This is a genomic window from Chryseobacterium indologenes, from assembly GCA_016025055.1.
In the GTDB taxonomy this organism is placed as follows: domain Bacteria; phylum Bacteroidota; class Bacteroidia; order Flavobacteriales; family Weeksellaceae; genus Chryseobacterium; species Chryseobacterium indologenes.
The window spans coordinates 4,759,470-4,785,320 of the sequence record CP065590.1 but is presented as its reverse complement, the minus strand read 5'-3'; the positions used below and the strand labels follow the sequence as shown (position 1 = coordinate 4,785,320).

Below are 25,851 nucleotides of genomic sequence, written 5' to 3'. Positions count from 1 at the left end.
TAGAATACCTGAAAGAACTCTATATCTATTTTTTATAATTTTACTTCATTAATTAAGGGGCTTCCTTCCCGTTAAGAGATTAATGACAATAACGATAATAGCAATAACCAGAAGAGTATGAACCAGATTTCCGGTGTCCATACCAGGAATGATTCCCAGGATTCCTAATAGCCAGGTGATGATGCAGATCACTGCAATAAGCCATAATATACTTCTCATAATAATATTTTTTGTGGGTGATTGTTTGTGATGTCAGGATAGAATTATTGGTGCCGTAGTCCTTTATGGTGGTAGATTACCTCCTTACTTATTTTTCTTTGCTTTACAGGAATCTTTTCACCTGCATTATCATACCAATGTTGATAAGAAACGTCATAAAGTTCCGGAGTTTTAAAATGAATTTCCTTGCCATTTTTATACAATTTATTATCATAGGAACGATAAATCGTATCTTCTGTATAAGTAACTCCATCTGGAGCGATGAATGATTTTTTCTTCCGGCTTTTTTTTCGTGAACCCAGATAAAGTAAATAACCTCCGGTTACGAATATTAATGCTATTTTTACTGTATTATTCATGCGATAGATATTTGTTAATATAATTACAATTATTTTGCCAATAGTTAAAATGTGGTATATTTTACGGTGGTGCTGTATCGCATAGAAAATCAGTGGATACTATTTGATCCCGGCCAGCAATCAGGGATGGTGTTTTCTGAATATTATCAGCTTTTGAGAACAGTCTGGCGGGATTTCAGTTGTAAGAATTTTATATAAATTATAATGGTAATTGATGAAGAGGTACTACTTGGAAATGGTGGTGAAGTTCAAATATATGGTGCAAAAGAATCAATACTGCTGGACGGTTCTTTACCTAAGTTTTATTTTCAGATTATTTCGGGAATTGTTAAACTCAATACATACAGAGATGACGGTAGCGAAATCATCTACAGTCTGCCATCAGAAGGACACTGTTTTGCAGAAACCTTTCTATGGCATGAGACGCCATATTGTATAAATGCAGTAGCAATTACCGAAGCAAAAATCATTAAACTGCCAAAGCCAGACTTTATGCATTTGATCAACTCAAATTCTTCATTACTCAATAATGTAATGGCTTATACTGCAGAAAGAATGTTCTATCGTTATAAAATGCTTGATTTGCTCTCGACGAGCAGTTCCGCAAAAAGGGTTTTAGGCGTTTTACATTTTCTGAAAAATCATGATAAAGTGGAAGAGCCCTTTATGTATATCGTGCCATTCAGCAGGCAACAGATAGCGGATATTACCGGACTTCGTTTGGAAACAGTTGTCAGAACAGTGAAAAAGTTGGAACAGGAAAATCATTTATGTATACTCAACGGGAAAATTTGTCTTTAGAATTTATTTATTCTTATATAGAGTACAATAATACTTTAGGCTAAAGACGTAAAAAGAGGCCTAAGCCTCTTTTTACCATCATGTATTATTTTGCTTTGCTGTTGAGGGTAGTATCAGCCACTTTGGTGAGAAGACTGTCACATTTTTTTCTCTTCGCTGAGTGTGTCAAGGAAGTTTTTGAGACATTGTTTTTCCTTCAGCACTTTCGCAAATGCAGCTAAAGTCCCGTAAGTAGCTATTTCATAATGCTCTACTTTTTGCGATGCAGCAATAATTCCGGCATCTCTTACTGAACCTGCTTTAGTTTCTTTTATAATGCTTTTTCCTTCATCCAGCAATCCCTGCATGGCATCACATTTTTTTGCTTGTGGTTTTTTACCAATGGCTTTAAAACAATCCTCAAGTCTCTGAACATGCCCTTTGGTTTCCTCAAGATGCTTCTCAATAGCATCCTTCAGTTTTTTATCCGTGGCATTTTTCATCATTACCGGTAATGCTTTAACCAATGCCTTTTCTGCCCAGTAAATATCCTTTAAAGAATCTTCGAAGAGATCCTTCAAGTCTTTGGCAGCATCTTTCTTTGCCGGTGTTTTAGGTGTTACTTTTTTGGAAGAAACCTTGCTGTTTGATGATGTTGTAGTTGTCCTTTTTCTGGTGGATTTTTTAGTTTCCATAACAATATATTTTTGTGGTTGATAATGGTACACACTGCAAGTATAGGACCACAAGGAGATAATATGATGTTTTGTGGTATGTATTGATCGCTTAGAAAGGGTGCTTTCAGAACAGTTGCATTACTGTTGCCGTTGCATATATCTGTATTACTATGGTTTGTTTTTCATCTAAATTCAGACTTCAAATAAAAAGCTGGAGCTGGCATAGCCGGTCTATGATTGCTCATGGTTGAAGAGCGGTTGTAAAAAACATGAGGATGAGTACCATTAATTAAATTCACTAAAATCTTTAGCCCTGACGGAATTTTTTATTAAAGTAATTTCTGAATAAAATGTTGCTAACATGATAAAGGCTCCACCCAATAATAAGCGTATTGTAATAAGTTCATCAAGAATAAAGTAGGATGCAATAGTTCCAAAAATCGGTTCAAATAAATATATGATTGCAACTTTCTCAGCGTTGATATATTTTTGTGCTAACATAGAAACAGTATACATATATGTGGTTGAGAACAGAGCACAAAATATTACTGAGAACCAGAAGTTTCTATCTGTTGGAAACCAATTTTTAATAACTTCCGTACCGGTATAACAGAAGGATAATAATGAACAGATTGCAAACATGGGTATTATTGTTCCTGCAATATCAATATTTTTATTTTCTCTTTCTACTTGTATCAGGTATAAGCTAAAACCCAATGTCCCAAGCATTGTATACATTGAACCTTTGTTGATTTTTAAATCATTCGTCAATGCAATAATACATAAGCCTGTTAATGCTATTAGTGAGGTTGTCCAAATTTTACTTGGAATTCTTATTTTGTAAAATATCCATTTCATAACGGGTACTACAACTACACCTAAACCCGCTATAAACGTACATTGTGATGCTTCAATATATTTTAAACCTAAAGTTTGAAAGACGACACCCAGCATTAACGGAATAGCGAGTTTAGAGCTTGCTTTTAAGGTGTTCAGATTGATTAATTTTAAATATTTTGAAAAAGAAATTGCTAAAGCAACCGTTGCCATCAGGAATCTATAGGATAAGAATAAAGCTGGTTTTGAGCTTGTTATCGCATTCTTTGTAACTGGGAAAGAGATGCCCCAGAACGCTGTACCTATAATAAGCAGTATATAATATATATTTTTCTTTTGCATTTTCTTAAATGGTATTACTGGTTTATGTCAGTTAAAATATCTTCTTGCTCTAGCTAAAGAGTTACATTTCTGATTACAGTCTCTGAAATGAATATCATTCAATCGGCTATAACCCGAAGCATTCAATCATTAGAAAATGAGTTTGGATTTCATCTTTTTTGTGAAATATAATGTTAAGCTTACTTATACCGGAATATTCTTACAGATAAAAGAACTTATTCAGGCGCGTATCCAAAATTATCATCTCTAAACTTCTGTCAGGATAAACTTCTATCATTATATCATGAGTAAGTTCCAGCCCGGTTTTCAACAGATATTCTTTCCTGATTTGCCGGGCGGGTTAAGGTTCATTACATTTATTTTAGTTTTGCTAAACTTATTTCATCATATATTCTTTGGGGATTTAAGGTAAGTATATCAATGAGTTTCATATAATTCTCAATTAAAGTTACTATTGTTTGTACTTTGAACAAGGCCGTTGCAAATCTGAATTTTCCGGAGATCTCTTCTTTATTGTCATTAACGAGAATGGTTATATCGAATTCTTCCTTTTCATATGGAGGAATTTCTTTGAATGGAGGTAAAAAACTATTGTATTCCTCTGGTGCACATATATCGAAATTTTGCACAACAAATACTATTTGGAAAATAATGGGTTTTGAAAAATCTAGGTCTATTTCAAGTTCTTCCACTAATCTTTCAAACGGAAGATTTTGATAGTCCTGTACTTTTATCTGTTGTTGATGAACTTCCTGAATAAGTTCCTCGTAACTTTGCCCCTTCCTTAACTTGGTCCTGTTAACTTGCAGATTTACAAAAAAACCAATTAGGTCCTGAGTCTGACTGTGCTGGCGATTAGATATATGTCCTCCCAATACAATATCATCCTGTCCTGTATACTTGCTAAGTAAGATATTGACACTGGCTAACATTATACTATGCACAGTGGTGCCGTACTTCCTGGCTAAGTCTCTAATTCTGTTACTGATTTCTTTTGTTAGGGTGAATGGCTCACTAGAACCTGTATAATCTTTACGGTTCGGTCTGGGGAAATCTGTAGGAAATGCCAAGACTTGGTAGCCAGAAAGTCTTTCCCTCCAGTAGTTTACATGATCGTCCAGCTTTTCTCCAGTAAGTTGTTGTCTTTGCCAGATCGCATAGTCCTTATATTGAATATCTAATTCCGGGAAACTGAAGTTGGTGTTATTCTCTTTATAGGCGTTGTAATATGCAAAAAGCTCCTTGTAAAAAATTTGAACAGACCAACCGTCGGTAACGATGTGATGCATATTAATCAAGAGAATTGTTGTGTATTGTTCACTCCCAGATGAAGGTACTTTGTAAAGTGTAGCACGTAATGGATATTCCTTTCGCAAATTAAAAGGTTTATTGATATCTTCCATAAGAATCGATCTCATCTCTTTCTTAGAAGATAGCATGATCTCTTTAATCATAAGAGGTTCTTGATGCACTGTCTGAAAAGCTCGTTTAGTGTCTCCTTGTATTGTACTTCTTAGTATTTCATGTCTAGCAACAATCTGACGGAGCGCATATTTAATTCCTTCAGGATCTGTATCTGCAGTAAGTTCATAGACTGCAGGCACATGATAAGCATTCGTCCCTCCTTCAAACTCTTCAACAAGCCAGAGCCCTTCTTGAGTTAGCGATAGGGGTGCCTGATTGTAAGGATATCGTGATATAATATCTCGGCTATGGTTAGATTTATTAGATAATAACTGAGAAACTGTTCGGTATTTGAAAATATCAGCCGCTTTTAATTCTATACGTAAAGCATGACTCATCCTATGTGAAGTTCTAATAGCTAGTATAGAATTTCCGCCTAATTTAAAGAAGTCATCCGAAATTCCTATATTATTAACTCCTAATACTTCCTGCCAAATCCTGCAAATACTTTTTTCCATATCTGTTGTAGGAGGTATATATTCATCTGAATGATTTAGGTCTGGCTCGGGCAGTTGTATTTTATCCAATTTACCATTAGCTGTTAAAGGAAACGATTCTAAAACAATATAACTGTTAGGAATCATATATTCAGGTAACTCTTTTGAGAGTTGCTGGATGATGCCATCTTTAGTAAGCTGATTAAGAAATGGAATATTATATAGATCTGTATTATGCTTCGCAATATAGTGGCTCATCGGTTTTCTAATAACAGCCTCCTTCTCCTTTGTAATGACTACATCATATCGATATTTGCTTAATTCATTGGTATAAGTGGTTTCTCTTTTTAAAACCTTGATTTTTATATTTTTGTATTTTTCTTGTACAGAATTAAAATACCTAGGGCTAATTAAGAGATGAGTTTCTTTTAGTAAGAGCTTTCTTAGATCTTCTTCAACATAGGTTACCTTGTTGTAAGTAAGTTTTTCCCTTATCATTTCTTTATGTACATCATAATTGCTTATATCTCCAATAAATAATGAACCATTGGAGGACAGTTGATCTAAAGACTTCTGCAAAACCTCTTCAAAATAATCAATATTTGGAAAATGCTGTGCTACTGAATTAATGATAATCGTATCATAAGTTTTGTTATCAGGTAATTGGTCAATTTCATGCGCTTTTAAATGGTAGAGTCTAATAAAATCATTCGTGTCTTTTAGAAATTCCAAATGCCTTTTAATAACAGCATTGGAGAGGTCGATGCCGGTAAAAGTTTTAACTTTTTTTAACAATGGATACATGAATAGACCTGAACCTACTCCAATTTCCAACACATTGATAGGATTTAAACGCAGAATTATTGAGAGTATATTCTCTCTCCATGCTTCCATTTCTGGTAAAGGAATCGGCTGTCCCGTTATGTAGCTATTCCATCCTGAGAAATCGGAGCCCATTTCAACTTCTCCGCTCGTTTTATCATAAACCGAAGAGTCATAAAGATCTTCCCAACTGTCAAGCACCATATTATCGTTTCCCGCAGTGTTATTCTGATCCAAAATATAGTAGGCAACAATATTTTTATGTAATCCTGAGTCAGTGCATCTTTCTTTTACTAAAACCTTACAATCCTTTATCCCGGGAATCTGCTGAAGCGTCTGCTCGATCTCTGATAATTCTATTCGGAACCCTCTGATCTTCACTTGCTCATCATTTCTTCCAATAAATTCTAAGTTTTCATCTGGAAGCCTTTTCACAAGATCACCAGTCTTGTATAGCCGAACGGAAGCTACCGCATCTGATTCTCCGCAAACTAGAGACAGTTCTATGAATTTTTCTTTCGTTAAATACTCGTTATTCATATATCCCCTTGCCAATCCAGCTCCTCCGATATATAATTCTCCTATTTCTCCATATGCAACCGGCTCTAGCATATCATTTAACACATATAGTTCTTTGTCTGCCAGAGCAGTTCCTATAGGGACTATACTAGTAGTATTATAGTCTGTTAAGTTACAATAACTCGTATATACTATAGTTTCCGTAGGCCCGTAAACATGGATCAAATCAGTCTCTTTGAATAAAGATTTGAATGTATTAACAATTGTTATATTAACTGCTTCCCCTCCAAATAATAGCTGTTTTAAAACTTTCAGACATTCCAAATTATTGATTACTGCCGAATTAAATAATGCAGTTGTTAAAAACACCGTATCTATATTGTATCTTATAAATTGACTGCTGAAAAGCTCTAGATCAAAAAGACAGTGGCGATCAAATAAAACGAGCTGTTTGCCATTTAACAAAGGAAGAAAAATATCGAATACACTACCGTCAAAAGCATAATTAGAAATACCTGCTACCATTTGAACCTTTTCATAATCAATGAAATTATTCCCTTTTGAAAATGAAACCACCTGTTGATGTTCTACCATTACCCCTTTCGGTTTTCCTGAACTTCCGGACGTATAAATTACGTAGGCAAGATCGTGAGGCTGACTATGCTTTAGTAGGTTTGAAGCGTCTTCAGATAAATAAAATTTCTCTTGTAAGTCAACAAACATTATTTTTCCTGCAGGAAACTCTATTTGTTTATCGTTTTGCTGACAAAGTATTATCTCTGCACGGGTATCCGTCAGGATATGGTCCACTCTTTGTTGTGGATAAGACAAATCTATAGGTACATATGCAGCTCCGGCTTTCAATACGGCCAATATCGAAATTATCATCTCTAAGCTTCTGTCAAGATAGAGTGCTATCATTGTATCCGGAGTAAGTTCCTGCCCGGTTTTCAATAGATATTCTTTCCTGATTTGCCGGGCGAGCTGATTACTCTTTTTGTTCAGCATTTCATAACTCAGATGTTGATCTTCATAAATAAGCGCAATGTCATTGGGAATAGTATCAACAATTTTTTCAAATTGATTACTGATATGCAGATCAATTTGGTAATTATTAAAGTGGGGGTTGTTTTTAATGGAATTCATGATTTGTGTTATGATTTTAAAAATTTTACTTCTATAAATTGTTTTTTCATGTGATAAGTAACTATTTAATTTATAGGATGGGTTCAGATGCAATTATTTTAACTTTCATATGATTGAAATAAATCACTTTAATTTGAATTAATTACGAGTTATTGCATGATTGTCCTTTAAACCTTTTATAGTTTTTGACCGTTTTAGACACACCTTTCAAGGGGCGCTATATGTGAATGTTATTATCTGTGGATAGTTGTATTGAGAGACAGGTTATATTTTTGTAACAGGTGTCATGATGATTCAGTCTTTTTATAAAAAGCTGATCCTTGAATTGATAGAATGATTTTATTACAATTCATTAATCCATATATATAAATTGGTTTCCGAAGTAAGATTCAACTTCTTACGCAATCTGTATTTACGATTATCTACTGATCCTATCGAAGATTTTTTATAAAGGGCAATCTCCTTTGTCTGAATATTGAGTTTTAGAAAAGCACATAATTCTATATCATTGGGTGTTAGTTCTGTGTTCAACTTAAGAAGCTTTTGGTACAATTCCGGGAAGGTTTGTTGAAAGGTTATCAGGAAATTTTTATCGTTGGTTTTTGCCGATTCAAAAAGAGTAGAGATTTGTGACTGGTCCGGAAGATTTTTTTGTAGTGTTTCATCCATATTTTTATTGGCAGAGCCATTTTCAGACTTCTCGCGAAATAAAACAGGAGGTGTCTTTTTTCTTTTCTTTACATAATACATAAGAAAACCTGTAAAAATGATAATGACCATCACGCCGATAAGGAGTATTTTTTTTGTGTTGGTATGTATTTCCTTATATTCTTCCAAAGCCTCTTTTTTACTGATCCTATTTTGACTTAAGAGTGCTGATTGATTAATAATAACTAGGCTGTCATTTAATCTTTTATTTTTTTTTACATAGTAAAGCTCCATATCAGGATTTTTGGTTTTTTGGTAATAATCTGCCATAAATTCATAAATAGGAAGATAAAATCGTGGACGATTAAGCTGCTTTGCAATGACTAATCCTTTATTATAGTATTCCAAAGCTTTTTGCGGATCCTTTTTATGATCGATCTCCATCCTTCCTCGTTCCATATATAAAGCAAAAATAGAGTTTTGATCATTTTCTTTAAGGATGATTTGCTCTGCCTGATCAAGGTATTTCTCAGCGTCTGCCAATTTATTATTAAAGGCAGCAATAGACCCCATTATCCTTAAAGATTGACCAATGCGTTTATTTTTTGACCTATACTTATCTGAAATCTTTATTGCCTCACTATAGGCATTTTTAGCGAAATAAGTCATGGAATCCTTATAGATTTTGTTTTTACTGGCTTCAAATGCATAATGGCAATAATCCACTAAAAAAAGGTATACTGAGCTTTTTTTAAAATGTAACTGATCCTTATCCTTTATAGAATTACTTGCTGCCAGCGCATTACTAAAACTTTTTCTGGCATTATCATAATCAGCGGCCATCGTTAAGGCTGTCCCCTTAGATTCATACAAGGCTGTTTTGTAATAATAGTCGTTAAGAGATTCAGAAAGGGATAAGGCTTCAGGCATGAGTTTCAGGCACGCATTATTGTCTGATCTGTTGACAAAAATCTGTGCACGCTTGCTTATTGCTATTAACATTCCCATCTTGTTGTCATCTTCCTTTGACAGATCATACAGCTCCTGACATATGGCAAGCACTTTATCATCACCATAAGTATTCTGAAATTTTTCATCATTAATTTGCTTGATTCTGCTGTCAATATTCTGCTTAAGGAAGTTTTGAGAAGAAACAAAAATTGGCAAAAACAAAATAAATAAAAATGTTTTCATCGTTTCAAATAAGATCTATTTTAAAATTACAAATTGTTCTATAATCCATTAGTAAATTGTAGAAATTCATATCTGTTAACACAAATATTCTAATACCAACTTGTACACCAATTTTCATAGTTTCTTATCTTTTAATATGTTTACCATAATTTTATCATCTATTATTACTTATGATCAGAGAGTGAGTACATTACATCTGTTGACTCAAAGAATAAATAATTGTTTCTGAAAGTCAATCATACTGCCAAGTATTTTTTCACAAAAAAGCCAGTTAAAAGTAACGGGCTTTATAGCAAAATAATTATTGAACAAAACAATATGTGTTATTTTAAATATGTTACAAAATCTCTTTATAGTGTTTTTAGAATCTTAGATTTACCATTTAAATTTATAATGAACGCGCTAGTAGAACATTCATCAGAAACGTTCCCGTCCAGTTACTTGCATTAGAACCATCGTCTCCTATAAAATCTACTCTTGCTACTGAAACTGTCAACCTGGTTTTTCCATTCGTTCCGTTATTAGCCAATTTTACAAAGGAACCTATAAATACATCGGGATAGCTGGAATTATTTCCACAGGTAATAATAGGATTCATATTCTGAAGGTTAAAAGGAGTTCCCTGATATTCATAGACAAGGGTCATTCTACTGGCGTTGTTATAAGAACTGTTATATGAATAAGCGCTGGAAGACTTACTTATAATCCACCAACGATCACTTCCCGTTCCTGAATCATAATTCGTATTACTATGACCCGTCCAGTCTGGCACATTCGGTATCCCTGACCCATGTGGAGGAATAGTTAATTGAGCGCCGTATACTTCTAGCTGACTCGGTTTTGAGATGCCGGTAAAAGAAAGATCCCAGGTTCCTCCGGTCGCATTGGCATTATTCACTACCTCGACATAACTGCCTGCAGGAATTCTAAATTGGGTCACCAAGTTATTATCCACTCTTAAGGCATTCCCGTCTGAAGGCCCCAGCACGATAGCAGAAGTTGAAATGTTTTTAATCTTGTAAATTCTTCCTGTAAAACTTTTATTAGCGGTTTGGATAGACGGAAGTTGAAAATTAGAGTCACCCGTACCATTATATGTAAGATAAAAGTCATTAACAGACATTAAATAATTATTAACCTTAATTTCCTTATAGTCTGCTTCAAAGGAACCATTAACCACTAATGTGCTATTGGGTGTATTTGTATTTACCCCGACCTGGGCTTTTGGGAACAGGCACATACAAGAGAGTGCAAGTCCGAAAATAATTTTTTTTTTCATAAATAATATAATGCTTTTTTGTTATTGATGTATTTCCTGTACAAAACTACTTTCTACTATAGAATTTTAAAGAATAAGTAATCTCTCAATGATACACTAAAGTCTCACAATATCTCACGAATAGTACTTTTTTATATGTATGTTCCATGATATACTGTAAAAGAATTATTTTTCATCTTAACCTCATTATAGACTCTAAAAATGATGTCTTTAATAGCATGGATTCCTCCATCATTGACATTAAGAATTAAGTTACCGAGACCATTTTTGTATTGAGCTTACCGGATAATTATGCATAAAAAACCTCTTGTAAAACAAGAGGTCAAATAGGTATTATGATTTAAACGACCACATGTCAAACCTTAATAACCGGCTGTCAATCAAATTGCAGCTAAATTTCAAATCTTTGTAGCATGGGAATTATTTATGTTGTAGAACCTACCATCAAAGCATTATTGTGCTATTTTCAACCACCTAATATCCAAAAATTTTCCGCCATTTGGCTATGGAATTGCGGCTTACTCTAAAATACAGAGAAATTTGGCTGTTGTTATACCCGTTCTCCTTCTGAAAATCCAACATGTAGAGTATATCAGTCTTGTTATAGCTTCTATGCTTATTTTCACCTATGCCTGAAGGAGTGTTTCTCTCTGTGTAACTAAAAATAAGAGTATTCAATTTAATCACATCTAAAGCTGATAAGTCTTTCTTTTCAAGAATTTTAAGGCATGCAATTTTATTGACAGGATTTTTTTTAGAAAGAATATCGTTGAAAATTCTATGATAATCAGGTTGTAAACTATTCATTATTGTTATTTTTGATATTTATCAATCCATTTGTAGAGTGTTGCTTTTGGTATTTTATAATCCTGCATTACCTCATTTTTAGTTTTCTCACCAGCTGTTATAGTCTCTAATATAAATTCAATAATCTCCTTTGTGTAAACATGTTTTCGAAATTGAGGTAACTGGGATTTGGCAGTTACCGTTGCGCTGCTGTATTCATTACTTCTGGGAGGACTAAACAATATCAAATGTTGGGAATAAAGCCTGAAAAAATCATATTCAAGAAGTTTGCTCCATTTTAACAGCAAATCGGAGGGGAGATCAACGCGTTTATACATTTCATTAATGTCAGTTTCTGTGCATCTAAAAAATTGCAAATACGACTCATCTTAATGTTCAATTCATCTACTCTCGTCTGGATTAACTGCCCGATATTCAGATTCTTAAAATCAATATTCATTTAGCTTATTTTTTAGGTGTTGAAATACAAGTGTTATATTTTCCATCGGTCTTTAGTTTAGTAATATGTTTTCATGTAAAGTCTTCTTTTCATCAATATTTAAAATAGCAACCATTTTATAGCCAATAGACTGACCCACAATATAATTACATTAGCATTCTTTATCATATGGTTACTTTTTTAAATACATATTATTTTAGAGTGATTAGATTTGTTAATTCAAAATTACTATAACAGTATTCTTTTAAAGACTTTCAATACTCTCAATATTTCACAGAGTAACTCCCGATTTCTTGCAGAAATAAAAAACCGCACAAAAAATACTGTGCGGTTACATTAATAAAAAAATATAAAAGAGTTACTAGTTCATTGCTTATTGGTTTCTGAGGAAAAAATATTGAATCGCATATATTTATACCCGCGTAGCTTATCTACTCAGGCATTTAATGTGACTCATATTATCACACTAATCATTTCGCATCATAGATTGCTTATCAATGTAGATTGGGGTCTTCTAATTTTTCCATAGACGAATCTGAAAGAGATAAATACTGCTATATCATTATCAAATTCGATAAAAACAACTTCTTTTCCAAATAAATAATTCTTTTTAAATGTATAATACCACACATGATCTTCAAATACGTTTTCGCCTATACCATTCTGTTCGATAAATTCCTCTTTTGTCATGCCAATGTTATAATCTTTATTATTTATTCTCATAATTTGCATAAACTCAATTAAACTGCTTCCTGATAACTAAAGTACCTGGCTGTATTCAATTCATCCATTATCTATCGTCCAGACCAATTACCTGTTCTTCAGTTATTCATATACATTTATTTTTCCTGATTTTGTACTTAAATAGCTCAATTTAATACCGTCTTGACTTTAGCCTGTTGGTAATGATGACACGATCAAAATTACTGTGACAGAGTTCTTAAAAAAACTTTTAGTCCTCTCAATATTTCACAGGATCACTCTTTATTTCTCATATGTGGGAAAAAATATCTACTTCGTTTATTTTTGTCTTATTGATACTATCACCCAAAAGCCCACAATTCAATTGTAGCTGTTTGAAATTCAAAGAATGGCAAAGTACTGATCGGAATATTGAGTATGCATTTATTGCATTAGTGATGTTTGTTATTAATCTTTAAAGAGCAGCTTAAATACTGTACATATATCAATATCTGTCTCAGGTTTTTCCAAAAAATAGCAGTCGTTAAAATTAGATGTATGAATTATTTTAATGGTCAAAAAGAGAGACAACCAATTTATAGTTGTCTCCTTCAGCATTCTTAATAAATTTTTTCAAACACTTTTATTGATGATTTGTTTCGTGTAAGCCAAATAAAGAAAAAATTACAGTGGTTCAATACTTTGAAGTGAAGATTATCCATGTGCCTTCTCGGAAATATCTTTCCATTCTTCAAAACTGGCCAAACGCTGTTCATAAGTGTTCTTGACCGCTGGATACGCAATCTTTCCAAGTAGCAGTCGTAAGGGTGGGTTAGGAGAGTCAATCAGCTTCTCTATGGCCGTTACTGTGGCTTCGGGGTTTCCGTAAATATCGGGTGTTGCACTTTTTATGAAGGCTTCTTTCACCGGATGATATATTTCCATCGGTTCAGTTTGAAAAGCTGATGCTCCTGCCCAATCCGTGGCATAACCATTGGGTTCAACCAAAGAAATATTGATCCCCATTTGCTTCACTTCACTTGCCAGTGTTTCGCTAAATCCTTCCACCGCAAATTTGGAGGCATTGTACAATCCTAATATAGGTAAAGTAACCAACCCCAGAAAGCTGGAAACCTGTATAATATGACCGCTTTGCTGGGCTCTCATGATAGGCAGTACTGCCTGGGTCATCCATAGTGTTCCAAAAAAGTTAGTTTCCATCTGGTCACGTGCTTCTTTTTCGGAAGTTTCTTCAATGGCTCCGAACAGACCGTATCCGGCATTATTAATCAGTACATCGATCTTTCCAAACTGTGCATAGGCTTTTTCAACGGCCTCAAAAGAATCTTTACGGCTATTGACATCAAGTTGAAGGGGAAATACGTTGTCCCCGTATTTCTCAACAAGATCATGTAACGTTTCTTTGTTGCGTGCTGTGGCAATGACTTTATCGCCACGTTTTAAAAATGCTTCTGCCCAAAGTCTCCCAAATCCGCGGGATGCTCCGGTAATAAAAATGGTTTTTGACATAATTTCTATTTTAGAATATTAATATTATATATATGACCTATCGGTCATTTTTGTTTTAAAAAAATTAAGGCAACTGTGCCTCAATCATTTTTTTCAGACTTTTATTGATAATACTCATTTTATCAATTTTCTTAGTGGTATTACTTATAAAAATGCCTCCTTCCAGCATGGCAAACATTATGGTAGAAAATTCTTCGTGATTCCAGTCGGCTTTAAAAATGCCCTTTTCAATGCCTTCTACAATAATTTCACTGATCAGGTGCTGACTTTTATTCACCAGATCCGCTACTTTCTTAAGTATTACCTCATTTTGGTCATCAGCTTCCATTCCAAAGTTCAGCATCGGACAACCTCCGGCTACCGGAGGATTTAAGGGGTTCTTAAATGCATCTATATAGGCAAATAATTTATCCTTCGGATGTTGAAATTTATTTATTGATGCTATTACTTTCCTTTGTAATTGATCCATATTATAATCTACAGCAGCTTCTACTAATACGTCTTTATTGTCAAAATGAACATACAGGCTGCCTTTGGAAAGCTTGGTAACATCCATAATATCACTCATTGCTGTTGCTGCCATCCCTTTTTGTTAAAAAGTGGAGCAGATTTTTCAATGATCATCTGCCTCGTACGTTCACCTTTATTCATCTTATTATTATTTTTTACGCAACAAATATAAATGACCTTTCGGTCATTTCCAAAATGTAAGATAACTTTTTTCAATATTTTTTTAAAGAAAATATAATGCGCCGAGTTTTGACGCTATGCGCCTCTATCTTTGCTTCAGTAATCAAGGGGATAATCCTAGGCACTTTATACTCACGATTACTACAGATAAATCATAAAAATTAATAGTAAAAACAAGTAAAAAAAAGATTATGGAAAATTATGGACAGACACACAATGAGATGATTAAAACTATTATGAACACCATTAAACTGTCTCCGGACATGACTGCCGAACAGAAAAAGGAGACTGTTATTCAGGGATTTGCGGACACTTACGGAAAGGACAATATAGATCTTTTTGTACAGGGTTTAAATTTCAACAGTCCTTTTGAAATCGTTGATTCAATAAAAGGCAGGATATCGGGAGAATTTGATGCTGTCTTGAGAGAAGATATAGATTATCTGCTTAAAAATGACAATGTTGATTACCGAGAATTCTTAACCAAGAGGTTTGAAGAAGTAAAGCTGGACGAGAGAGAGCTTCAGTTATATAAAGATTCTTCTTCTATCCTGATCAGCTCAGTGGAGCTTTGGTCTTCGGAAGAAGGTTCAGGATATTTTGACCTTCTTAATACTGACACTGACATTGTAGCAAGAAGACCTCCAACAAGAGAACAGGTTGTCGGATATATTGGTGTACAGGATTGGGTAGGCGGAGTCTTCGGAGGAATCTTAGGTGGTCCCGTGGGAGTAGCTGTAGGAGCAGCCGGAGCTTCTGTAAGTGCTACGATCAGCCATGTGTTTTATTCGCATTATAATTAAGATCAATAGACTTTAAAGTTTTTAAAAGCAACCGTCATTATGGCGGTTGTTTTTTTTCAATATTTTTTAAAGAAAATATAATGCGCCGAGTTTTGACGCTATACGCCTCTATCTTTGCTTCAGTAATCAAGGGAATAATCCTAGGCACTTTATACTCACGGTTACTACAGATAAATCATAAAAATTAATAGTAAAAACAAGTAAAAAAAAGATTATGGAAAATTATGGACAGACACACAATGAGATGATTAAAACTATTATGAACACCATTAAACTGTCTCCGGACATGACTGCCGGACAGAAAAAGGAGACTGTTATTCAGGGATTTGCGGACACTTACGGAAAGGACAATATAGATCTTTTTGTACAGGGTTTAAATTTCAACAGTCCTTTTGAAATCGTTGATTCAATAAAAGGCAGGATATCGGGAGAATTTGATGCTGTCTTGAGAGAAGATATAGATTATCTGCTTAAAAATGACAATGTTGATTACCGAGAATTCTTAACCAAGAGGTTTGAAGAAGTAAAGCTGGACGAGAGAGAGCTTCAGTTATATAAGGATTCTTCTTCTATCCTGATCAGCTCAGTGGAGCTTTGGTCTTCGGAAGAAGGTTCAGGATATTTTGACCTTCTTAATACTGACACTGACATTGTAGCAAGAAGACCTCCAACAAGAGAACAGGTTGTCGGATATATTGGTGTACAGGATTGGGTAGGCGGAGTCTTCGGAGGAATCTTAGGTGGTCCCGTGGGAGTAGCTGTAGGAGCAGCCGGAGCTTCTGTAAGTGCTACGATCAGCCATGTGTTTTATTCGCATTATAACTAAGATTTAATGCTCTCTGTATGTCCACAGAGCATTATTCAAGCTATAATAAATTAACAATTTGCCTCCTTCGGGAGGCTTTTTTAGATAAAGATTTTAGCTTTTATTTCCTGAAAAACCCTCCAACGTATCAGAGGGTCAATTGTACATAGAGATTGTACAACTATTATGGTGAGGCAAAGGTATATGTTGATACCACAAATTTTTATGATCGCAATTATAAAGTAATTAATATATTATTTTACGATTTTGAATTCTCACTATATTTTCTTCCTGCATTTTCTTAATAGTTCGTATAACGGTTTCAACTCTTAGACCGGTAAGATTGGCTATCTGTTGACGGGTATAAGGAACTACAAATGAGTTTTCTTTTGATCCTTTTGTTAGCTTTAGATAGTCTAAAAGACTTTTAATTTTAATAGAAGGATCATTGGAAGACACACCAAAGAGCATCGTATATTTATAATAAAGTCTTTCCGAAAGCAATTCAAATATTTGACGTACTACTTCTGTATTATTCTCTAACAGTGATAAAAAATCAGTTTCTGGAAGCCTTAATACAGTACACGGAGATATGGCCTGAGCATTCATAGGATAGGGCTGTTTTACAAAAAGAATGGACTCGCCGACACTCTGGCCGTCACTCAAAATATTCTGAATAAATTCTTTACCGTCTTCACGATAATTGTTTAATTCAACAGTTCCTGTTACAATCTGAAAATAGAATCTCGGTATCGAACCCTCTGTGAAAATCATATCCTGTGGATTGTAATTTTCGTAAGTTGCACCATAAGCAAGCAGCATTTCTTCACTAATTAACATATTGCGAAATTTTGGTTAAACAATTAAATTTCTTAGTAAAAAATTGTTGAAAATGACATCAAAAAGTGAGCCAATGTTATTTGAAAACCCCTATGAATACTACATATACCACATTTTTGATTACTTCTATTAAATGTTCAGTTTGCCGGAATTAACCAGATACTTAATCTCTATTGAATATCAGATCTTAGAAAGTTTTTATTGATTTCACTTTTGGATCCTATAATGGAAAAGGTTGGATATATTAATTTTTCAAGAAAGACACATATTATTTTGGAGGAATTGCTCTGGAGATATATACGATGTTTTCTTCGTTGGGAAAAGTCCTATTTCAAACGGCTATAAAAAGCATCAAAAACAAAATCGTTACAAATAGATCAATTTTGGATAGAAAATTCTAACGATCCCACACTATTTTAAATTATTCCGGTTGAATCATTACGAACCTGACCAATGGAAATTCATGTTTAATATGGTTACGAATACGATGTATGGCTTCAGTGATCTCTTCTGTATCAAGATGATCTTGGAAATCGATGATCAACATGAGTACCACTTCTTCAGGTGACTGGTACGTAGAGAGTATACTTTTTGTTCTGACTACAGCAGTATCTTTTTCAGCCAGTTTAGCAATTTTTTCTCTTGTTTCAGGTGCTATTCCTTCGCCCATCAGAAGGCTCCTGCTTTCCCTGGCCAAAATAAGCGATACAAAAACAAGTATTAATCCTACAATTACCGATGCCAGCCCATCCAATTCCGGAATTTGGAACGAATGGCTGATCCCCATTAATACCATGACAACAAGCAGCCCGGCCACTGCGGCACCATCTTCAAAAACCACAAGAAAGCTTCCCGGATCTTTGCTTTTGATGATCGCATCCCACCATCTCAACCCGTTTCGGGTCTTGTTAAATTCTTTTACAGCGATATACAAAGAAGTACCCTCGAAAATAAGGGAAAGTATCAATACAATATAATTCCAGAATGGATCTTTCATTACCTCGGGTTCCATGATGTGTAAAATCCCCTGATAGATGGATAAAGTGCCACCTAGACCAAATATAAGAATTGAAACCACGAAAGACCAGAAATAGAGCTCCTTGCCGTATCCAAATGGATGGTACTCATCTGCAGGTTTCCTGCTTCTTTTGATTCCGTACAAAAGAAGCAGCTGATTTGCGGTATCTACTGTTGAATGGATTCCCTCAGATATCATGGAAGAACTATTGGTAAATGCTCCTGCAATAAACTTGGTGAGAGCGATCAATAGATTAGCGGCAAGTGCGCTGTAAATTGATTTGCGATTATTGGCCATTAATGATCATATTAATAAGAGAACAATAAAATTACTTCAATACATTAAAACAGATAAACTCCTATATGTACCGATGTATTTACATCATTAATAAAAATATGGCTTTTGTTTCAAAATAAAAAATATATGAAAAGATACTTGAAGATAAATTTCGGAATTAAAACAATTTTATCTCTTCCATTATTTTCTATGGGTCAACATATATCACAAGAGTAATTACATACTTCGAATTTGTATTTGTGGATGTTTTTCCACAAGCTTATCAATGTATTTCCACAACATTGATAAAATTTCTGTATCAATCTTCAGATATCTTTACTCCTGTAATAACCATATCAATTAAGATATATAAAACAATAATGAATGGGTAAAATGTATACAAAATTATTTTTCGCAATGTTAGCTTTAAGCCCTGCTATTGTCTTTTCTCAGGCAGGCAATGTTGGTATTAATACTGCAAACCCCGGTTCCACCATGGATATCTCCGGATCGTTAGCAGCAAATTATAACATGATCAATACAAACTCTTATAATTTAACCTCATCAGACTTCCATGTTTCTTATAATGGAAGTTCCGATGCTGTTTTTACTCTTCCATCTGCTATAAGTGGAATTGGAAATTATAAAGGACGTATTTACAGAATTAAAAATAATACAAACTTCAGCATTACAGTAAATTCCACGTCTCCGGAGACCATTAATGGAAATCCCAACGTTATTGTTTCCGCAAACCAAAGTATAGAACTTATTAGTACCGGGCTCACAGGTTCTGCTTCGACATGGGAAATACTTTCAAAAGTGACAGCGAGTAACGGCATTACATTATCGGGTACAGATCTGAAAATAGGCGGAGCTCTCACGCAGCCTACTGATATCATTACGGCTGGAAACAATTTAAGTATTACAGGAACGGGGAAAGTTCTGGTAGGTACGACAACAGCTCCCGCTGGAGGTGCACCGGCAAAATTCGTAATCGATAATGGAAGTACGAATGGGGCACTGCAAATTAAGGATGGAACACAGCAGTTAGGATATGTGTTAACAAGTGATTCGAATGGCTTAGCAACTTGGTCTTCCACTGTTACTACAGCATTTGCAAATAACTGGACTCCTTATAGTGGTGTTCTGATTAATCCGTATACAGGAAGTACAGGAGGGTCAGGTTTATCAACAGGCATACAAGTGACTATTCCTGCGAAAGGCTGGTATTTTTTTCGTTGTGGAGTCGCAATTAATTCGGACTGTAATGATTACTTTTTCTATATTAATGGTATTGGTGATGTTTGGAGAAGCTACTGTGGATCAAATACTGCTGCATTCATGTTTCCGAGAGATCAGAACCGTGTTTTATATTTTGCGGCACCAGGAACGTATACTGTTTTAGCTGGCAAGACAAATGGTATTGTTCCTGCAATGTTCAATCAGGGAAACCCAAGTTTTTATCTTGATTTTGTTAAATTCCAAAATTGATTTTGCTGTGTAATAAATAGTAATATCAAATATCGATTCTAAAAACATAAAATTAAAAACTGCAAGATCTATTTTTGCAGTTTTCTTCATTATATCTTCATTTCAAAATGCTACTCAATTCTTCCAATAAACGAAGATTGTGCAACATGGCAAAAGTGCATTTTGTATTTGCCAGTATAACAACGGATTAGGAAATAAAAAAAACCGACAGCGAAGAGTGAAATCTTCAAATGTCGGTCTTGTTAACTGGGCAGGATGTTTTTCAAACTCTTTTTTACTGATATAGAAACTCTTTTAGTGTAATTTGTTGATGGTTAGTGTTTTGTGTTGTTTTTGATATGGTTTGGATCCTGTTGAGTATATTTTTCGTAGGTTTTGGTAATGAAAGAAGAAGACTATAAAAAAGTGACTTATGATCTCACCCTGGGATTTGCTAAAACACTTGCAACGGTTAATCCGGGGATGACTTTCTGTTATGTTTCAGGAGACGGAACGGATAACAGCGAAAAAGGAAAGCAAATGTGGGTAAGGGTAAAAGGAAAGACAGAAAATGACTTGATGAAGCTATCACTAGACGTATACAACTTTTGGCCTGCTTTTATGAAGCCAACAGCCGGAGCAAAGAATGTAAAAGGTTTCTATACATTCATTAATGCTATTTATCCCTTTTTAAGACTTTTCAGTACAACTTACTTCCTGACGTTGGAAGAAGTAGGAAAAGCGATGATTGATGCATCACTCGGAGGCTTTTCAAAACGTATTCTGGAGGTAAAAGACATATCTCAACTTTCACACAAACAATACTTATAACATCTACTGATAATAATAAAAGTATATAGGTACTTTTGCTGAAACATGGTTTCGGAAAGGAAAAATTCATCTCTTACAAAAGGTATCTGAGAGTTATCCAAGGACGAAATCTGATTGCCAGCCGAAGAAAAAGACCAAATAATGAATCGTAATTCATCCAATTTGGATACAAAATTCATCATCTTTTTTACATCAGTAAAATGTATCCGTATTAAAGTATTTTGTATCCGGTCTGTGAAACACTTTATTTATACTTTTGTTTTAGAAAAAGAAATACAAAGAAGCAATGAAAATATTTGGGATCAAAGAATTTAATGAATACCTCAATGTCGGGGATCTGAAAAGTGACGATCTCCATATTGTCAATTTTGAAGGTAAAGAAAATATAAGACTGAAATCTGAAACAGTAGCGATTGATTTCTACCTGCTGTCTATTAAACCTCATTTAAGTGATGCGGTAAGAGCAAACAATCCGCATTTGGAGGATATGTCAGACTCTGCTTATATGTACGTAGACTGTCCACAGAATTCGTTGGAATGGGATATAAAATCTCCGATGGGTGGATATGCCATCATGATAAGTGCCGGCTATCTGGAAAAATTTTCAAAGGATTATAATTTTGTACATTACAACAACCACGAAGCCTTATTCCTTACAGAAGACGAGGTTGCCATCTTATGGGATCTGTTTAAAAAAGCTGATGTCGAATTTCAGAAGAAATATTACTCGAAAAACATCATTATTTCCTATGTAAGCCTGATCATGACCTATGTAAGACATTTTTATGATCGACAGTTTGACACCAGAAAAGATATTTATCACAAAGTAATCGACGAGTTCCATAAAAATTTGACGGAGTATTTCGTTGAGAACGAAAGTCTCAAAGGATTACCTTCTGTAGCCTTTTTTGCTCAGAAAAGCTTTCTTTCTCCCAATTACTTTGGAGACCTGATTAAGCACTTTACGGGAAAAGCTCCCATTGATCATATTCACGATTATGTTGTGGTACAGGCAAAGGACAGGTTAAAAAACACAGACCTATCTATAAGTGAAATATCCTATAGTTTAGGGTTCGATTATCCTAACTATTTTGCCCGTTTTTTCCGTAAGAAAACAGGTTTGTCACCTAAAACATTCAGAAACCAATCCGATATCAATGAAAACAGATAAAAACTTAATCATTCTTTTTTCACACTCAGGAAATACCAGAAAGATTGCAGAGCTGGTGAATGAATATATAGCTGCTGAGGTTGTGAATATAGAAACCGTTGTGCCTTATCCAAAAGGATTTCAGGCAGCTATAGAAGAAATGTCAAGGCAGAATAAAGGAAAGATACTTCCTGATTTCAAAAAGATTAACATAGATATGCAAAGTTATGATACGGTATTTTTGGGTTACCCGGTTTGGGATAGTCGTCTTCCTCCGGTAGTCAGATCCTTTCTCAGAGAAAAAGACTTTCGTGGGATTACAATAGCTCCCTTCAATACACACAAAGGGTATGGTACCGGGAAAAGTGTAAATGAGATCAGAGAGTTTGCTGATGGAGCTAAAGTCTTAAAAGTATTATCCATAAGCGAAGGTGAAATAGTATCAGCATTACCTAAGATTAAAGTATGGCTTTAAGAATCAAATTCATTTAAAGATAATATAAGTACTAAAAATCTTCAATCAGTAAAATGTATCTTTTATTGAGTAAAATGTCTCCGTTCCAGAACAATACATGTTCGTAACTTTGATCTATCAAAAAGGAAAAATAATAATTAACAAATTTAAATTTAAAATCATGTCACAAGAAAAAATCAGTATTAAAAACGGAAATGGTCAAGGAATTACCCTATCAGCAGTAATATATTTTCCTGAAGGATTTGACCAGAACAAAAAGTACCCATCAGTAGTAGTATCTCACCCGGGTGGAGGAGTAAAAGAACAAACTGCAGGGTTATATGCAAAAAAGCTATCTGAAAACGGATTGATTACGATTGCATATGATGCTTCGTATCAGGGAGAAAGTACGGGAGAACCACGTCAGTTGGAAAACCCTTATATAAGAACAGAAGATGTAAGTGCAGTAATCGATTATTTAACAACACTTCCTTATATAGATACAGAAAATATCGGTGCAATGGGGATCTGTGCAGGAGCTGGTTATACTGCCAATGCAGCAATCAACGACCATAGAATCAAAGCTGTGGGAATGGTGAGTGCTGTCAATATCGGTTCAATGTTCCGTAACGGGTGGGAGAATAATGTAAAAGATGCAGATGCACTTCCTTATTTAATCGCTGGATCAAACGCAAGAACAGCCGATGCAAAAGAAGGAACCCAGACACTTCCTTTAGCACCAATGAAAGAAGAAGATGCTCCTAACGAAGAACTAAGAGAAGCATGGGAATACTACCACACTGATCGCTGCCAGTATCCTACAGCTCCAGGGTTTGCTACAGCAAGAAGCTTAACTCAAATCATCTCTTATGATGCCTATAACAAAGCGGAAGCATTCTTTACTCAACCACTTCTTGCCATTGTAGGAAGCGTAGCAGGAAGCGCATGGATGAGTGATGACCTGTTGAATATTGCAGCCACTACGGATAAAAAGAAATACATCGTAGAAGGAGCCAACCACATGTCTTTATATGACCGAGAAAACTATGTTAACGAAGCTGTTTCACAGTTAGTTCCTTTCTTTAAAGAAAAATTAGTCTAAAAAATAACGTTCTAATCATTATAATTGATATAGAAGCTATTGTAAGAGCTTGTTTTTAATCTATTTAACATCAGTTTAGAATAAGGATTTCTGATTTCATCAGATTTGAAGCTGGTAGCTGGAAGTGATGAAGGCTATAAAGAATAACGCTCTTCTGTTTAATACTCTTTTAAAGTACAATTAATTTTACCGTTGATGGTCAGTAATGATCACTGAAATCAACTTCCAGTCTCTTTCTTCCATCTTTCAGCTTTTAATTTTATTTCCCTTAACCCGATTTAGGATATTTGATCTTTTTTCAAAAAGCTCCATAGGAGCGCTCTGTTCATAGAATTTAATCCATGATCCACGGTGAGCTCCGTAGGAGCGACCTGATAATTATTTCGATTAACATATCATTTTTACAAAGCTTTAATATGATCTGAAAATCAAAACTCAATTCTAAACAGACTCTGCAAAATTCATCAATACAACAGCAACAATTCACAAAATAAAATTTATTTCCCTTAACCCGATTTAGGATATTTGATCTTTTTTCAAAAAGCTCCATAGGAGCGCTCTGTTCATAGAATTTAATCCATGATCCACGGTGAGCTCCGTAGGAGCGGCCTGATAATTATATCGATTAACACATCATTTTTACAAAGCTTTAATATGATCTGAAAATCAAAACGCAATTCTAAACAGACTTGGCAAAATTCATCAATACGATAGCAACAATTCACAAAATAAAATTTAAAAAGAACAAAATGAACACACAAAAAATAACATTCAAAAACGTAGCATGGGATAATGCCGGTATTCTGCAATTTCCAAATGATTTTGATGAAAATAAAAAATATCCGACCGTTGTAACCATGCATCCCATTGGGAGCTGTAAAGAACAAACTGCGGGAAATGTTTATGGTAAAGCATTGGCAGAAGCAGGTTTTGTTGTACTTTCATTTGATGCCTCTTTCCAGGGAGAAAGTGGTGGTACACCAAGATATATTGAAAACCCTTACCAGCGTACCGATGATGTACGTTATGCAATCGATTATCTTGAAACCCTTCCTTATGTAGACGCTGATAAAATCGGAATCCTTGGCGTTTGCGGTGGTGGTGCCTATTCATTGAATATCGCGATGACGGAGCGACGTATCAAAGCAGTCGTTTCTATTACCGGAGTAAACTTTGGACGATTATTAAGAGACGGATTTGCCGGCGGAAGCCCTATGGAAGTATTGAATCAGGTGGCAGCACAGAGAAGCGCTGAAGCAAAAGGTGGAGATATGCTAACCATCAATATGCTTCCTGAATCTGTTGAAGCAGGTAAATCAGCAGGCATTGAAGATATTGATGTGTTGGAAGCAACAGATTATTACAAAACATCAAGAGGTCAAACCGTAGGCGGAGCCACCAGTGCAGTATATTCCCGTATGGGTGTTGGAATGGGTTGGGATGCTTTCTACCTTGCTGAAACTCTGTTAACACAACCTATTTTAGTGGTGATCGGAGATAAGCCTGGAGGTTTCGGAGCATTCAGAGACGGGTATGAAATTGTTCGCCGTGCAGCCTCTGAAAAGAAAGAACTGGTTGTGGTAAAAGGATATTCCCATTATGATTTATACGATCAGCCGGAACCCGTAAGACAAGCTTTGGAAAAAGCAATCCCTTTCTTTAAAGAAAATCTGGCATAAAAATAAAATAAAGTTTTAATCATTGTTCTTGTATATTTTGTACAAGAACAGTTTTGTTAAAGTAAAAAATAGAATCATGTATTCAGACCAAGAAATTGAAATCATGGGATTTTTACCCGCACCTGAAGAATATTTTACAGGAAAAGCATGGCTGAAAAATTATGTGTTTCCGGATGCTCAAACAGATGCTTACGTAGGAGAAGTGATGTTTGCACCGGGTACTCGTAATAATTGGCACACCCATGGAAGTAATCAGATTCTTTTGATTCGGGAAGGGATTTGTTATTATCAGGAAGAAGATGGTCCCGTACAACAAATAGAAGCAGGAGGCTTTGTAAACATTCTGCCTGGAATTAAGCATTGGCACGGAGCTTCTCCTGATAGCGTAATGATCCATACAGCGATTGGAATCAATGCCGAAAAAGGACTGGTGAACTGGATGGAACCGGTTTCAGATGAAGATTATAACGGGAAATAAAAATCCTGTTATGTAGTGAAAAACAAGGTACCTGATTCAGGTATAAATTGTTAAACAGGTTAGAAAAAAGACCAT

At 34.9% G+C, this 25,851-nt stretch carries 20 protein-coding genes and 4 pseudogenes; 10 read left to right on the top strand and 14 right to left on the bottom strand.

Annotated features, from left to right (window positions below):
* Nucleotides 1-48 precede the first annotated feature (48 nt).
* Together H3Z85_22100 and H3Z85_22095 are read right to left on the bottom strand one after the other, a co-directional pair.
* A complete protein-coding gene (locus H3Z85_22100; GenBank protein QPQ51851.1) occupies nt 49-219 on the bottom strand; it encodes a lmo0937 family membrane protein in 171 nt (56 codons plus the stop codon).
* A gap of 44 nt (nt 220-263) precedes the next feature.
* Nucleotides 264-578 (bottom strand): hypothetical protein, encoded by a 315-nt coding sequence (locus tag H3Z85_22095; GenBank protein ID QPQ51850.1) that lies wholly within the window; start codon nt 576-578, stop codon nt 264-266.
* Between the two features lie 204 nt (nt 579-782).
* On the opposite strand from H3Z85_22095, the gene H3Z85_22090 reads away from it, so the two are divergent.
* Nucleotides 783-1,379 carry a Crp/Fnr family transcriptional regulator gene (locus tag H3Z85_22090; GenBank protein QPQ51849.1) on the top strand — a complete coding sequence of 199 codons (597 nt, stop codon included), beginning with the start codon at nt 783-785 and terminating at the stop codon, nt 1,377-1,379.
* A gap of 85 nt (nt 1,380-1,464) precedes the next feature.
* Here the strand turns inward: H3Z85_22090 and H3Z85_22085 are convergent.
* From H3Z85_22085 to H3Z85_22040, 10 genes and pseudogenes are all read right to left on the bottom strand, one after another.
* Nucleotides 1,465-2,053, bottom strand: a pseudogene (locus H3Z85_22085) (ferritin-like domain-containing protein).
* Nucleotides 2,054-2,320: 267 nt separating this feature from the next.
* Nucleotides 2,321-3,214, bottom strand: coding sequence for a DMT family transporter (locus H3Z85_22080; protein QPQ51848.1), 894 nt, complete (start codon nt 3,212-3,214; stop codon nt 2,321-2,323).
* A gap of 356 nt (nt 3,215-3,570) precedes the next feature.
* The gene (locus H3Z85_22075; protein ID QPQ51847.1) at nt 3,571-7,602 is read right to left on the bottom strand and encodes a non-ribosomal peptide synthetase; all 4,032 of its coding nucleotides are present in this window, start codon (nt 7,600-7,602) and stop codon (nt 3,571-3,573) included.
* Nucleotides 7,603-7,944: 342 nt separating this feature from the next.
* Nucleotides 7,945-9,444, bottom strand: coding sequence for a hypothetical protein (locus tag H3Z85_22070; protein ID QPQ51846.1), 1,500 nt, complete (start codon nt 9,442-9,444; stop codon nt 7,945-7,947).
* Nucleotides 9,445-9,832: 388 nt separating this feature from the next.
* Entirely contained in the window at nt 9,833-10,723 is an 891-nt protein-coding gene (locus tag H3Z85_22065; GenBank protein QPQ51845.1) for a hypothetical protein, read from the bottom strand.
* 474 nt (nt 10,724-11,197) lie between these two features.
* Nucleotides 11,198-11,530 (bottom strand): helix-turn-helix domain-containing protein, encoded by a 333-nt coding sequence (locus tag H3Z85_22060; protein ID QPQ51844.1) that lies wholly within the window; start codon nt 11,528-11,530, stop codon nt 11,198-11,200.
* Between the two features lie 5 nt (nt 11,531-11,535).
* A pseudogene (locus tag H3Z85_22055) lies at nt 11,536-11,963 on the bottom strand (transposase).
* A 486-nt stretch (nt 11,964-12,449) separates the two neighbouring features.
* Nucleotides 12,450-12,692, bottom strand: coding sequence for a hypothetical protein (locus H3Z85_22050; protein QPQ51843.1), 243 nt, complete (start codon nt 12,690-12,692; stop codon nt 12,450-12,452).
* 672 nt (nt 12,693-13,364) lie between these two features.
* Complete coding sequence (locus H3Z85_22045; protein ID QPQ51842.1) at nt 13,365-14,180, bottom strand: SDR family NAD(P)-dependent oxidoreductase; 816 nt, start codon at nt 14,178-14,180, stop codon at nt 13,365-13,367.
* A 64-nt stretch (nt 14,181-14,244) separates the two neighbouring features.
* A pseudogene (locus H3Z85_22040) lies at nt 14,245-14,831 on the bottom strand (TetR/AcrR family transcriptional regulator).
* 230 nt (nt 14,832-15,061) lie between these two features.
* On the opposite strand from H3Z85_22040, the gene H3Z85_22035 reads away from it, so the two are divergent.
* A complete protein-coding gene (locus H3Z85_22035; GenBank protein QPQ51841.1) occupies nt 15,062-15,673 on the top strand; it encodes a hypothetical protein in 612 nt (203 codons plus the stop codon).
* Between the two features lie 214 nt (nt 15,674-15,887).
* Complete coding sequence (locus tag H3Z85_22030; protein ID QPQ51840.1) at nt 15,888-16,499, top strand: hypothetical protein; 612 nt, start codon at nt 15,888-15,890, stop codon at nt 16,497-16,499.
* Nucleotides 16,500-16,724: 225 nt separating this feature from the next.
* Here the strand turns inward: H3Z85_22030 and H3Z85_22025 are convergent, their stop codons facing one another.
* Nucleotides 16,725-17,318, bottom strand: coding sequence for a Crp/Fnr family transcriptional regulator (locus tag H3Z85_22025; GenBank protein QPQ51839.1), 594 nt, complete (start codon nt 17,316-17,318; stop codon nt 16,725-16,727).
* 421 nt (nt 17,319-17,739) lie between these two features.
* A complete protein-coding gene (locus tag H3Z85_22020) occupies nt 17,740-18,633 on the bottom strand; it encodes a cation transporter (protein QPQ51838.1) in 894 nt (297 codons plus the stop codon).
* A gap of 363 nt (nt 18,634-18,996) precedes the next feature.
* Between H3Z85_22020 and H3Z85_22015 the strand changes: the two genes are divergently transcribed.
* The 7 genes and pseudogenes from H3Z85_22015 (at nt 18,997) to H3Z85_21985 (ending at nt 25,776) form a co-directional block, all read left to right on the top strand.
* Complete coding sequence (locus H3Z85_22015) at nt 18,997-20,103, top strand: hypothetical protein (protein QPQ51837.1); 1,107 nt, start codon at nt 18,997-18,999, stop codon at nt 20,101-20,103.
* Between the two features lie 378 nt (nt 20,104-20,481).
* A pseudogene (locus H3Z85_22010) lies at nt 20,482-20,913 on the top strand (epimerase).
* 286 nt (nt 20,914-21,199) lie between these two features.
* On the top strand, nt 21,200-22,084 hold the full coding sequence (locus tag H3Z85_22005; protein QPQ51836.1) for an AraC family transcriptional regulator: 885 nt from the start codon (nt 21,200-21,202) through the stop codon (nt 22,082-22,084).
* On the top strand, nt 22,071-22,538 hold the full coding sequence (locus H3Z85_22000; protein ID QPQ51835.1) for a hypothetical protein: 468 nt from the start codon (nt 22,071-22,073) through the stop codon (nt 22,536-22,538). The genes H3Z85_22005 and H3Z85_22000 overlap by 14 nt, the downstream gene beginning before the upstream one ends.
* Nucleotides 22,539-22,698: 160 nt before the next feature.
* Nucleotides 22,699-23,619 (top strand): alpha/beta hydrolase, encoded by a 921-nt coding sequence (locus H3Z85_21995; protein QPQ51834.1) that lies wholly within the window; start codon nt 22,699-22,701, stop codon nt 23,617-23,619.
* Nucleotides 23,620-24,368: 749 nt separating this feature from the next.
* A complete protein-coding gene (locus H3Z85_21990) occupies nt 24,369-25,298 on the top strand; it encodes an alpha/beta hydrolase (GenBank protein QPQ51833.1) in 930 nt (309 codons plus the stop codon).
* Nucleotides 25,299-25,374: 76 nt separating this feature from the next.
* A complete protein-coding gene (locus tag H3Z85_21985) occupies nt 25,375-25,776 on the top strand; it encodes a cupin domain-containing protein (GenBank protein QPQ51832.1) in 402 nt (133 codons plus the stop codon).
* Nucleotides 25,777-25,851: the final 75 nt, after the last annotated feature.